The organism is Flavobacterium adhaerens (genome assembly GCF_040045115.1).
GTDB classification, from domain to species: Bacteria; Bacteroidota; Bacteroidia; order Flavobacteriales; family Flavobacteriaceae; genus Flavobacterium; species Flavobacterium adhaerens.
Genome location: NZ_JBDLZX010000017.1, coordinates 39250 through 51759 on the forward strand (window position 1 = coordinate 39250; position 12510 = coordinate 51759).

Annotated in this window: 12 protein-coding genes; 8 read left to right on the plus strand and 4 right to left on the minus strand. The window is 33.9% G+C overall.

The genetic code is table 11. From position 1 onward, the window contains the following. Positions 1-51: 51 nt before the first annotated feature. On the plus strand, positions 52-1890 hold the full coding sequence (locus ABEB18_RS16690) for a glycoside hydrolase family 13 protein (protein ID WP_348800479.1): 1839 nt from the start codon (positions 52-54) through the stop codon (positions 1888-1890). A gap of 161 nt (positions 1891-2051) precedes the next feature. On the opposite strand, the gene ABEB18_RS16695 is transcribed toward ABEB18_RS16690, so the two are convergent. Then, positions 2052-4352, minus strand: coding sequence for a family 20 glycosylhydrolase (locus ABEB18_RS16695; RefSeq protein WP_348800480.1), 2301 nt, complete (start codon positions 4350-4352; stop codon positions 2052-2054). 186 nt (positions 4353-4538) lie between these two features. Here ABEB18_RS16695 and ABEB18_RS16700 point away from each other — a divergent pair, with 186 nt between their 5' ends. After that, positions 4539-5315: a DeoR/GlpR family DNA-binding transcription regulator gene (locus ABEB18_RS16700; RefSeq protein ID WP_348800481.1), complete on the plus strand. Its 777-nt coding sequence runs from the start codon at positions 4539-4541 to the stop codon at positions 5313-5315. Here the strand turns inward: ABEB18_RS16700 and ABEB18_RS16705 are convergent. Together ABEB18_RS16705 and ABEB18_RS16710 are read right to left on the minus strand one after the other, a co-directional pair. Further along, positions 5312-6382, minus strand: coding sequence for a dipeptidase (locus tag ABEB18_RS16705; protein WP_348800482.1), 1071 nt, complete (start codon positions 6380-6382; stop codon positions 5312-5314). The genes ABEB18_RS16700 and ABEB18_RS16705 overlap by 4 nt on opposite strands. Before the next feature lie 16 nt (positions 6383-6398). Continuing rightward, positions 6399-6710 (minus strand): type III PLP-dependent enzyme domain-containing protein, encoded by a 312-nt coding sequence (locus ABEB18_RS16710; protein WP_348800507.1) that lies wholly within the window; start codon positions 6708-6710, stop codon positions 6399-6401. 14 nt (positions 6711-6724) lie between these two features. Here ABEB18_RS16710 and ABEB18_RS16715 point away from each other — a divergent pair, with 14 nt between their 5' ends. The 3 genes from ABEB18_RS16715 to ABEB18_RS16725 all read left to right on the plus strand — a co-directional run bounded on the left by ABEB18_RS16715 (position 6725) and on the right by ABEB18_RS16725 (position 9585). Beyond that, entirely contained in the window at positions 6725-7411 is a 687-nt protein-coding gene (locus ABEB18_RS16715; protein ID WP_348800483.1) for a glycerophosphodiester phosphodiesterase, read from the plus strand. A 131-nt stretch (positions 7412-7542) separates the two neighbouring features. Then, the gene (locus tag ABEB18_RS16720; protein ID WP_348800484.1) at positions 7543-8754 is read left to right on the plus strand and encodes a BaiN/RdsA family NAD(P)/FAD-dependent oxidoreductase; all 1212 of its coding nucleotides are present in this window, start codon (positions 7543-7545) and stop codon (positions 8752-8754) included. A gap of 84 nt (positions 8755-8838) precedes the next feature. Then, positions 8839-9585, plus strand: a complete 747-nt coding sequence (locus ABEB18_RS16725; RefSeq protein ID WP_348800485.1) for a BamP family beta-assembly machinery protein — start codon at positions 8839-8841, stop codon at positions 9583-9585. Positions 9586-9622: 37 nt separating this feature from the next. Here ABEB18_RS16725 and ABEB18_RS16730 read toward each other — a convergent pair whose 3' ends face one another. Then, on the minus strand, positions 9623-10099 hold the full coding sequence (locus ABEB18_RS16730) for a TspO/MBR family protein (protein WP_348800486.1): 477 nt from the start codon (positions 10097-10099) through the stop codon (positions 9623-9625). A gap of 111 nt (positions 10100-10210) precedes the next feature. On the opposite strand from ABEB18_RS16730, the gene ABEB18_RS16735 reads away from it, so the two are divergent. The 3 genes from ABEB18_RS16735 to ABEB18_RS16745 are packed head-to-tail and all read left to right on the plus strand — an operon-like array spanning position 10211 to position 12510. Further along, complete coding sequence (locus tag ABEB18_RS16735; protein ID WP_348800487.1) at positions 10211-11293, plus strand: diphosphomevalonate decarboxylase; 1083 nt, start codon at positions 10211-10213, stop codon at positions 11291-11293. Between the two features lie 40 nt (positions 11294-11333). Next, positions 11334-11528: a hypothetical protein gene (locus ABEB18_RS16740; protein WP_348800488.1), complete on the plus strand. Its 195-nt coding sequence runs from the start codon at positions 11334-11336 to the stop codon at positions 11526-11528. Positions 11529-11571: 43 nt separating this feature from the next. Further along, the gene (locus tag ABEB18_RS16745; protein WP_348800489.1) at positions 11572-12510 is read left to right on the plus strand and encodes a mevalonate kinase family protein; all 939 of its coding nucleotides are present in this window, start codon (positions 11572-11574) and stop codon (positions 12508-12510) included.

The following is a 12510-nucleotide window of genomic DNA, read 5'->3' on the forward strand; positions in this document are numbered from 1 at the left end:
TCTCTTAGCTAATTCAATACTTATTAATTTCACAATCAAAATCAATTATATATGAGAAAAATAATTGTTCTTTTGTTATTCTGTTCTATTTCTGTTTTTGCTCAAATAGACAGAGTAGAGCCACCATTTTGGTATGCAGGAATGCATAATCCAGAGCTACAAATTATTTTTTATGGTAAAAGTATTGCTCAGAACGAAGTTTCAGTTTCGAACAATATTGTTATCAAAGAAGTAAAGAAAACCGAAAATCCAAATTATCTATTCGTAACAATTGATACCAAAAATGTAACGGCACAAGACTTTACTTTTTCTTTTTCAAAAAATAAAAAAGTTGTTTTTACCAAAAAGTACAGTTTGAAACAAAGAAGAGAAAATTCAGCTTCCCGCAAAAGTTATGACGCTTCGGATGTGGTTTATTTAATTATGTCTGACCGTTTTGCCAATGGGAATCCAAAAAATGACAGTGACAAATCGGTTACCGAAAAAGCCAATAGAACAATTTCTGGCGGAAGACATGGGGGAGATATTGCTGGGATGATTCAGCATTTGGATTACATCAAAGAATTGGGAGCAACAGCAATTTGGCCAACACCTCTTTGCGAAGATAATGATGCGACTTATTCCTACCACACCTACGCACAATCTGATGTTTATAAGATTGATCCTCGTTTTGGAACAAATGAGGAGTATCTTCAACTTTCATCTGAATTACACAAACGAGATATGAAATTGATAATGGATTATGTAACTAACCATTGGGGAGCCGAACATTGGATGATGAAAGATTTGCCAACTTACGAGTGGTTTCATCAGTTCCCAGGCTATGCACAAACGAATTACAGAATGACAACTCAATTCGATACGAATGCTTCTCAAATTGATGCCAAAATGTGTATGGACGGATGGTTTGTAAAATCGATGCCAGATTTAAATCAATCTAATCCTTTGGTTTTAAAATACCTGATTCAAAATGCCATTTGGTGGATAGAATATGCCAATTTAGATGGTTTCAGAGTTGATACTTATTCGTATAATGACAAAAAAGGAATCGCCGAATGGACCAAAGCTATTACAGATGAATATCCAAATTTTAACATAGTTGGCGAAGTTTGGATGCACGATCAAGCTCAAATTGCCTATTGGCAAAAAGACAGTAAAATTGCCGAAATACAAGGCTATAATTCGCATTTGCCTTCAGTGATGGATTTTACTTTGAACGATGCAATGGGTAAGGTGTTTAATGAAGATAACGGTGCTTGGAATGCTGGGATGATAAATGTGTATGAAAATTTTACTAATGATTTTTTATATCCTAATGTTAATAATCTTTTGACATTTGTCGAAAATCATGACACCAATCGCTTCAATGAAATTTATCAAAAAGACCTTTCGAAGTACAAAATGGCAATGACTTTGTTAGCTACTGTTCGTGGAATTCCACAAATTTATTATGGTTCTGAAATAGGAATGGCAGGTAATAAAGATAAAGAAGGAGACGGAGCCATTCGTCAGGATTTTCCTGGAGGTTGGCCTGGTGATACCAATAACGCTTTTACCAAGGCTGGAAGAACTGCCGAACAACAACAGTTTTTTGACTTTTCATCAAAGTTATTCAATTGGCGTAAGTCTAATGACGTTGTTCATTTCGGGAAAATGAAGCATTACCTTCCTGAGAATAATGTATATGTGTATTTTAGATATACAGATTCAAAATCGGTTATGGTGGTCATCAATAATAGTAAGGAATCTAAAACGTTTTCAACAAATCGTTTTCAAGAAAGTATATCGAATTATAAAACGGGTAACGAAGTGATAACTGGACAAGATATTGATTTAGAAAAAGACATTACTATCGGAGGAAAATCGGCTTTGATTTTAGAATTGAAATAATTATCCTTACATCAAATAAAAAAAGAGGCTGTCCAAAAAAGCATAATCTTGTCAAGCTGAACTTGTTTCAGCTTCTATAGATGCTTAACAGTCAATTGTTTTAGATTCCGAAATAAATTCGGAATGACAAAAACAAGACTTTTTGGATTACCTCTTTTTTTTTATTCATAATACAATTGCGAAGCACTAATTTCCTCTTTTTCTTTTCCTTCCTGCTGAATAAAACAGCTTAAAGTAGTTCCTCCAACTTGGTCAAAATAACTAATATTTATTTTGTGAAATCCCTTTTCAAGTTTTACGGCTCCGTAAGCTTCATGAAGCCAATGAATTCCGTCATTATTAACTACCAATTCATTGTCTATAAACAATTTTGATCCGTCATCTGAAAGTGTCGAAAAGGTGTAATTTGCCGTTTCTGGAATAAAAATATAGCCTTCAAATTTTAAACCGATATAACGCTCTAGTTTGGTTTTCCATTTTTCACTACTTATTTTACCTTCAAAAATGCCTGAATTAATGGGTTTAGCAAATTCTAAATCTTGAACCTGTTTAAATGTTCCTTTAAAATATTCAAATCGTAATCCGTTTTGTTTTGGATTAATTGATAAAGCAGGTTTTATTTCGGGATTTCTAACAATGATTGTATTTATAGAACTTCGTTTTCCGCTTGGACTTATTTGAACTGTTTTTATAATTCTGAATTCTCCTTTTGGAATATTGATTGTTACGGGTTTCGTATAAAGTTCGGCCGTTTCGTCTGGATTATAACCATCTATTGTATAAAAAATTTGTCCATTTTTAATTGTTGGTTTTAGATCTAAACTATATTTTGAGGCTATTAATGCCGTTTCTGCTGCACCAAAAGGCGTTGGAACTTTGTACAATCTTTTCTGTGATTCTAATTTTTCTAAATGATACGGAATTGGGTTTAAAATAAAATTGTTATAATTTTTATTTTGTGGTTCTGTCCAAGCTATTTCTGCCAAAGCAAATAGTCGCGGATACAGCATATAATTTAGTTTTGCAGGACTTGTCAAATACTCTGACCAAAGGTTGGCTTGAACACCTATAATGTATTTTTGTTCCTCAACAGTTAGACTGTCAACTGGAGTTGGGTTGTAGTTATAGACTTTGTCAAGTGTATTTAGTCTTCCAACAGTAAGTGGTTCTTCTGGAGAGAATCCTTGATTATAGTCAAAATAAACCGTATTTTCTGGAGTCATCACTACCAGATGTTTTAGTTTTGCTGCATGAATTCCACCAGATTCGCCTCGCCAGGACATCACAGCAGCATTTGGGGCTAATCCACCTTCGAGAATTTCATCCCAACCAAAAATCTGTCTTCCGTTTGCATTTAGAAATTTTTCAATTCTTTTGATGAAATAACTTTGCAGTTCATGTTCGTCTTTCAACCCCAAATCTTTTATTCTTTTTTGACAATTAGGGCAAACTTTCCATCTGGTTTTCAGACATTCATCTCCACCAATATGAATATTTTTACTTGGAAACAAATTCATAGTTTCTGTTAAAACATCTTCCAGAAAAGTAAAAGTCTCCTCTTTTCCAGCACAAAATACATCTTCAAAAATGCCCCAAGATTCTACAACTTTATAGTTTCTGTCTGGAAAACAAGCCAATTCAGGATAAGCTGTAATGGCAGCCGAAGCATGTCCGGGCATTTCGATTTCGGGAATAATAGTCACATAATGCTCTTCGGCAAATTGTACGACTGCTGCAATTTCTTCCTGAGTATAAAAACCGCCGTAAGGATTTTCATCCAAAAAATAAGGCGATCTTTCGAATTTATTCCCGACCAACGTCTGGGCTCTTTTTGAACCAATTGCCGTTAATTTCGGATACTTTTTTATTTCAATTCTCCAACCCTGATCGTCGGTCAAATGCCAATGAAAGGTATTTAATTTATAATAAGACATCTGTGCGATAAAATCTTTTATGACGTCAACAGAGAAAAAATGACGGCAAACATCGAGGTGAAGTCCACGGTATTGGTATCTGGGTTGGTCTTCGATAGCAACATAAGGGAATTTTACTTCATGATTTTTTGGATTATTTGGTAAAAGTTGTAATAAACTCTGAACAGCATAAAATAATCCTGCTTCGCTTCCGGTAACTGTTATTTTTTTTGAGGTTATATTGATTTTGTAGGCTTCTTTTTTGGAAACCGAAGATGGATTTTTGGTACTAAACAAAACTTCAATATTACTTTTTTTGTTTTCTGTATTTGAGTTTATAGCCGACTCAAAAATTTGTGCTGTTTTAAGTTCTCTTTGGCTGTATTTATTATTCTCAAATGCAATTTTTATTTTTCCGCTTATGCGAATGCTGTCTCCAGTAGTTGTATAAATATTAGGCGAAGGAATTATCGAAACGTTGCTGGAAGTACTTTGTGCATTTCCGAAAAAGCAACAGAAAATTAAAAAGAGAAATATAGTTTTTTGCATAATTATTTTTTGGTTTTGACACACAAATTTAAGGTTTATAAATTAGGTTGCATTTTTTTTGCAAAAGCTATTTTGATTTAAACACTTGTAAAATAGCGTAATTTTATTTTTAATTAGGTTGTGTTATAATTTGTTTCGCAAGAATATTGCAATTATTATTACATTTGTTCAAAAAAAAGAATCCTCATGAATAATGGAAACGAAATGGTTAATTACACTAAAGAAGAACGTAAAAATCTTATTCTAAAAGAGATTAACTTACATACTCGTGTAAGTTTTGAAACCCTTTCGTCTAAATTATTTGTTTCAGAAGATACTATAAGACGGGATATAAATGAACTTGAATCAGAATCTTTATTGATTAAAGTAAAAGGAGGTGCTATGACAAAAGCCTATCACCATTCTTCTCTCAATCAGACTTATGCGGGCGAATCAAAACAAATTATTGCCCAAAAAACCTTAGGTTTACTTCATGACGGAATGGTTTTGCTAATTGGAGGCGGTACTACAATTAGAGAATTCATCCGCTTAATTCCGACTGATTTAAATCTAACTATTTTTACAGTTGCGGTTTTATCAGCAGTTGAACTTTTAGACAAACCAAATGTAAAAACTATTATGATTGGCGGCAGTATTTCATCGTACAGCCAAATGTGTGTAAGCGGCGATGTGTATAATCAGCTGGCTAATATAAAAGTTGATTTGCTTATTTTAGGAACCAATGCTTTGGATATCGAAGGCGGATTCTCAGATTCTGACTGGGAAACGGTTCAGGTAAAAAAAGCAATGATTCAGGCTTCTGAAAAAACAGCCATTTTGACTATTTCTGAAAAACTCGACACAGTTCTGAAAATGAAAATTGCTAACTTATCCGAAGTCGATTACGTCGTTACAGAAATTGATCCTAGCGACGAAAAATTGCAAGCATATAAAAAGGCCGTTCCAAACTTAGTTTTTATTTAATTCCAGTTTTTTATCAAAAAATCAATCCAGTTCTGGTGAAAAATTTTAGCTAAATCTTCATCTGTATAACCGTGATTTTTGAATATCAAAACTAGTTTCTGCAAATCGGCAATGGTATTTAAATCATACGGAGATTGTTCCGTGCCAAAAGCGCCGTCCAGATCTGAACCTATCCCAATATGATTTGCATTTCCAGCCAATTGACAAATGTGATCCATGTGTTTGAAAACAGTTTCCAGATTACAATTCATTTCTTTAGGCATCGAAACGCCTCTTTCCCAATTGGGTACCAACATCCAAGCATCCAATGCCCCACCGATAACCGCTCCTCTCGAAACCAAAGCTTTAATCATTTCATTACTATACTGACGATTATGGTCAACAAGGCTTCTGCAATTGTTATGACTAGCCCAAACTGGTCCATGATAATGATCTAAAGCCTGCCAAAAAGCATCATCGCACAAATGAGTAGCATCCAAAATAATATTCAAACGCTCCATTTCTTTTAATAAATCAAGACCATTTTGATTCATTTTCCCAGTTGCATCCGTTCCGTTTGCGTAACGTCCAGGACCGTAATGCGCAGGGCCAACTGCTCGTAATCCGTAATTATAGGCTTTTTCTAAATAGGAAATATCAATTAGCGAATCGGCACCTTCGAGGCTCAAAATATATCCGATAGGTTTTTTGTCGTTTGGTGTTCCGTCATTCCATAAATCAATTTGTTTTTGGAGTGATTTTTTGTCTGTAATTGGCGTTATTTCGCCAGCTTCTTCCATGGCTTTGTACCATGAAAGTTGTCCCTGTGTTTGTGCCCACGCTTGCTCAGGTGAATTCCAACCCGGAATTATACTGCCTGGTTTTACAAATCTTGCAATCTGAGTGGCAACCACAATTCCGATATTTCCTCTTCTTAAATCAGGAAATGAAACGGTAGCACGTTTGCGATCTGGTTTATCGGTCATTCCTTTTTCCAAATGGCGCAAAGTAGTAACATCATTTCTCAGATCACGATTCCATTCCATTGCATTCATGCTTAGGTCTAAATGGGCATCTATTATAAACATATATTTTGACTTAAATTTATATAGTAATTACTCTATTTCGTGCGCTAACGTTCCATTGATTAAAAATCTTTTGTTCTTTATTTACAACCTGAACCGTATCATAAAGTGCACACGTAGGACATACATGATAGGGGAGTGCATAAACAGTATCGCCAATTTTATACTTGTGTTTTCCTTTATTTTCCAAAATCAAATGTTCTTCGGAATGAGATATTGGAATCAAATTTTTATCATTTAAAACCACTAATCGCTTGTCAATTGGATTTTCAGAAGAAACAGATTTATACCCAATATCAATACAAATGGTTGAATCTGTAGGTTTTGAAATAACGGTTGCAAAAAATGAATAAAATTCTCAAAATAGCACACCGAGGTGCTAGTGGATATGAACCCGAAAATACCTTGATTTCATTTGAAAAAGCTATCGAAATGGGAGCAGACGGAATCGAATTGGACGTTCATCTAAGTGCAGATGGTCATTTGATGGTTATTCACGATGGAACCCTAGATCGTACCACCAACGGAAAAGGTTTTGTCAATCAAAAGACTTTGGCGGAGCTTACCTCTTTCCGAATCAATGAAGAGCATCAAATCCCAACTCTAGTTGAGGTTTTGGATTTGGTCGATAGAAAATGTCTTGTCAATATCGAAATTAAAGGCGACGGCTGTGCCGATCAGGTTGTCGAGTTGATTGATCGCTATGTTTCTGAAAAAAACTGGAAACAGGATCATTTTATCGTTTCTAGTTTTGATTGGAATAGTTTGCAGCAAGTACGTTTTCTAGATGAAAATATTAGAATAGGGGTTTTGACCGAAACAGATTTAGACTTGGCTTTTTCTTTTTCTAGATTCATTAATGCGAAAGCATTGCATCCTGATTTTCAATTATTGACTAAAGAATATGTTACAAAAATTCAAGAGAAAGGCATTTTGGTTTTTCCTTGGACAGTAAATAATCCAGATGACATTCAACGAATGAAATCATTCAAAGTGGATGGCATCATAACCGATTTTTTGGATAGGGTTTAAAAATGTCAAACACGAATTACTCAAATTATATTCAAAATTGAAATTTTAAAAGAGGTTTTTATTCGTGGCAATTTGTGTAATTCGTGTTTTTTTTAATGCATACCTTTGAACTCCAATATTATTTCATAACCATGATTCAAAATTTTGACATACTTGTTGTAGGCGGTGGCGCTGCTGGTTTTTTTACGGCTATTAATATTGTAGAGAAAAACCCAAAAACCAAAGTCGCCATTCTCGAAAGAGGTTCCGAAGTTTTGGCCAAAGTGCGTGTCTCTGGAGGAGGAAGATGCAATGTTACCCATGCCTGTTTTGAACCGAATGAATTGGTGAAATTTTATCCTCGTGGCGAAAAAGAATTGCGTGGTCCTTTTCATCAGTTTTGTTCTGGTGATACCATTGAGTGGTTTGAAAAACACGGAGTCGAACTCAAAATTGAAGATGATGGGAGAATGTTTCCAGTTTCTAATTCTTCACAAACTATCATTGATTGTTTTGTAAAAGCTACCCAAAAACTGGGAATCAAAGTATTTACTGGACAAAGCGTTCAATCTATTTTCAAAAAAGACAATTTCTGGAAAGTCGAAACACAGAATGAAAATTACATTGCAAGCAAACTGGTTTTGGCTACAGGTAGTAATCCTAAAATTTGGGACATGCTTCACAATCAGGGACACGCCATTGTGACTCCTGTTCCGTCCTTATTTACTTTTAATATCAAGGATTCTCGAATCAAAGAATTACCAGGAGTTTCGGCACAGGTTTCTGTAAAAGTAAAAGATACCAAACTCAGTTCGACAGGACCTTTGTTGATTACCCATTGGGGAATGAGCGGGCCAGCTATATTGAAATTATCGGCTTGGGGGGCGAGAATTCTCCATGATAAAAATTATCAGTTTACCATTTTTATAAATTGGTTGAATGATGTCGATACAGATGAAGCAGAGCAACTTTTAAAAGAATTAAAACAAGATCAGCCTAAAAAAACAGTATCCAAAAAATCACCTTTCGAACTAACGAACCGTCTTTGGGAAAGTTTGGTTTTGGCTTCAGGAATTGGCGTTGAAACTAAATGGGCAGATTTATCGAAAGTTCAGATTCAGAATTTAGCCAAGCAATTGACCAATGGTTCTTTTCAGGTCAATGGTAAAAGCACTTTTAAGGAAGAATTTGTGACAGCCGGCGGAATCGATTTAAAGGAAATCAATTTCAAGACTATGGAAAGCAAACTTCTTGAGAACCTTTATTTTGCTGGCGAAATCGTAAATATTGATGCCATTACTGGAGGATTCAATTTCCAAAATGCCTGGACAAGCGGATTTATTGTGGCAAATTCGATTTTGTAAACGATGAATTAACAAAATTTTACATTTTTTGTAAGTTCTAGTAAAGAGGATTCTAATAAATTTACTATCACTTAAAACCAAAAAATGAAGTTGAAATTATTTTTAGTATTACCTCTGTTTGTTTTTCAATTCGGGTTTTCGCAAGCAAGACAATATCTTAGCGGAGTTGTTACCTACGATAATCATGTACTTCAAAATGTAGATGTTATTAATAAAACATCCGAAAAAAGTACAAAAACAAATTATAAAGGGGAATTCTTAATTATAGCCAATGCAAATGATAGTATTCTTTTTTATTCTAAAAATTTTCATTTAAAAAAGATAAAAGTTACTAAGGTTCAGCTTGATCAAAACAATCTTAAAATTGTTATGATCGAAAAACCAGAAGAATTAGACGAGGTTGTTGTAGAACGCATTGAAAGTTTTAAGATAAGAGGTAATAAAGCCTATGAACAAGAAAAAATTGATGCCTATAAAACTGAAAAATTTGATAATAATGAAGGCTATCAAGCGATGAGAGAAGGGACTTTTGTCAATGGTTTGAACTTTGTCGAAATAGGGAAAAGGATTTTAAGCTTATTTGAAAAAAAATCCAAAAACGAAGAGCTTCCTAAAATTGAATTCTCCATATTAGCTAAAGAAATATGTGAGGAAAAATTTTTTACTCAAACTTTAAAATTAAGACCCGATGAAATTGATCTTTTTCTTCAATTTTGTGATAGCGATCCTAGATCTTTAGAGTTGAAAAAGGAAGTAAATGTTTTGAAAATGATGGATTTCTTACTGGTAAAAAATACTGAATTTCAAAAACTAAAAGAAACCATCAGATAATTTTTGTTGCTAAGAGTAAAATGCTAAGTACAGTTTGCTATTTATTCAGCCACCAAATGCTAATATTTAAAACCGTTGCAAAACCAACCCAAAGTAAATAAGGGATAAATAAATAACCTGAAATTTTGTTGATTTTGGCAAATTGAATATACGTTTCGTAAATCATTAACCATAAGATAATGATTTCTAAACCAGCCAGCATTGGGTTTTTTAAACCAAAAAACAAATACGACCACAAGGCATTTAGTGCCAACTGGATGGCGAAAAATTGCAAAGCCTTTTTAACGGCTTCTTTTTCAAAATCCATTCGGTTCCAAACCAGTCCAGCTGCGATTCCCATCATAATATAAAGCATGTTCCAAACTGGAGCAAAAACCCAATTAGGTGGATTAAAACTTGGTTTTATCAATTGCGGATACCAAGTTGTCACAGCGGTACGAGTAACAATTCCTGAGAAATATCCAATGGTTAAACAGGTAACAACAATAGCTAATATTTTGGTAATCTTATTCATTTATTTGTTTTTAAGAGGAGTCAAAAATACTCAAAACTTTCAAATGGATTATCCAAATAAAGGAACTAACGGTTTAATCAAAAAAAGTATCTTTGCCCAAAATTATTTTTTATGTTTCAAATCGAAGATTTTATTCCATCAAGTTATAGTAAATCTGTTAATGAAGGAAGTTTTTCCTGGAGCGCTCCCAGCAACATTGCTTTGGTAAAATATTGGGGTAAGAGAGGGAAACAGTTACCCGCAAATCCTTCTGTTAGCTTTACGCTCAACAATTGCAAAACGATTACAACTTTGGCTTTTGTTAAAAAGCAAAACCATGGAAATTTTTCTTTTGATTTATTTTTTGAAGGAAAACCAAAAGATGATTTTAAACCTAAAATTCAAAAATTTCTAGAAAGAGTTGAGGTATATCTGCCTTTTCTGAAAGAGTATCATTTTACAATAGATACTCAAAATACGTTTCCGCATAGTTCTGGAATTGCGTCATCAGCTTCTGGAATGGCAGCTTTGGCAATGAATTTCATGAGTTTGGAGAGAGAATTAAATCCAGCAATGTCAGAGGATTATTTCTATAGTAAAGCTTCTTTTTTGGCAAGATTGGGTTCTGGAAGTGCTTGTCGAAGTGTAAAAGGACAAATAGTGGTTTGGGGAAGTCAAGCGAATATAAATGGAAGTTCTGATTTATTTGGCGTAGAATATCCGTATGAAATTCATCCGGTTTTCAAAGATTTTCAAGATACTATTTTACTAGTTGATAAAGGGGAAAAACAAGTTTCAAGTACTGTAGGCCACGATTTGATGCACAATCATCCTTTTGCAGAAAGACGTTTTGCTCAGGCACATGAAAATTTGGATAAATTGGTTCCAGTTTTTAAGAATGGTGATTTAGAAGAGTTTATCCAGATTGTGGAAAGTGAAGCCTTGACTTTGCACGCTATGATGATGACTTCTTTGCCTTATTTTATTTTGATGAAACCAAACACTTTACAAATTATTAATGCTATTTGGAAGTTTAGAAATGAAACTAAAATTCCTGTTTGTTTTACGCTCGATGCAGGAGCTAATGTGCATGTTTTATATCCAAAGAATTGTAAAGAAAAAGTATTGCAATTTATTACAGCAGAATTAGTTGACTATTGTCAAAATGGTCATTACCTTTGCGACGAAATTGGAAATGGCGCTTTGTTGAGGTAATGCTTTATTTTTGTACATTTAAGGTCTAATTTTACTAATTATGGACTTAAATGCAGAAAAATTAGAATTGATACAAAAGATAGTCGAAATCAACGACGTTAATTTGTTGAAAAAAATCAAAGCTGTTTTTAATGAAGTTGAAAATGAAGTTTGGCTGGAATTAACACCCGAACAACAAGAAGAAATAAACATTGGAATTCAAAATGAAAACCGAAGTGATGTAGTTGATTTTTAAAAAAAACATTTTCTATTTCGATTGGATAATTTTAAAAAAATTTATGAAAGGACCTTTATTTTATTCAAAAATATTACTCTTCGGAGAGTACGGAATTATTCGCGACTCCAAAGGGTTGTCTATTCCTTATAATTTTTACAATGGAGCTCTCAAGAAAGATGAAAATCCTTCGGAAGCAGCCCAGAAATCAAACGGACATTTGAAACGTTTTGTTGTTTATTTAGAGCAATTGCAACAGGAACAACCCGAATTAGTAACTTTTGATTTGCAAGCACTCCATAATGATGTTCAAACCGGAATGTATTTTGATTCCAGTATCCCACAGGGATATGGAGTAGGGAGTAGTGGAGCATTGGTAGCTGCGATTTATGATAAATATGCTCAGGATAAAATCACTGTTTTAGAAAATTTGACGAGAGAAAAATTATTAGCTCTCAAAACTATTTTCTCCCAAATGGAAAGCTTTTTTCACGGTAAGAGTTCTGGACTTGACCCTTTAAACAGCTATTTGAGTATTCCAATTTTAATTAATTCAAAAGATAATATTGAAGCTACAGGAATTCCTACTCAGAGTTTAGACGGGAAAAGAGCCGTGTTTTTATTAGACTCAGGGATTGTTGGAGAAACGGCTCCCATGATTAATATTTTTATGGAAAACCTAAAAGATCATGGTTTTCGTACAATGTTGAAAAATCAATTTGTTAAATATACAGATGCTTGTGTAGAGAACTTTTTGGGAGGTGATATGAAATCATTGTTCGAGAATACGAAGCAATTATCTAGAGTAGTGCTTAATAATTTTAAACCAATGATTCCAGAGCAGTTTCACGGTATTTGGCAAGAAGGTATTGATTCGAATGCTTATTATCTGAAATTGTGTGGTTCTGGAGGCGGTGGATATATTTTAGGATTTACAGAAGATTTAGAAAGAGCCAAAGCAGCATTGAAAGATTATAAACTTGAAGTAGTTTATCAGTTTTAA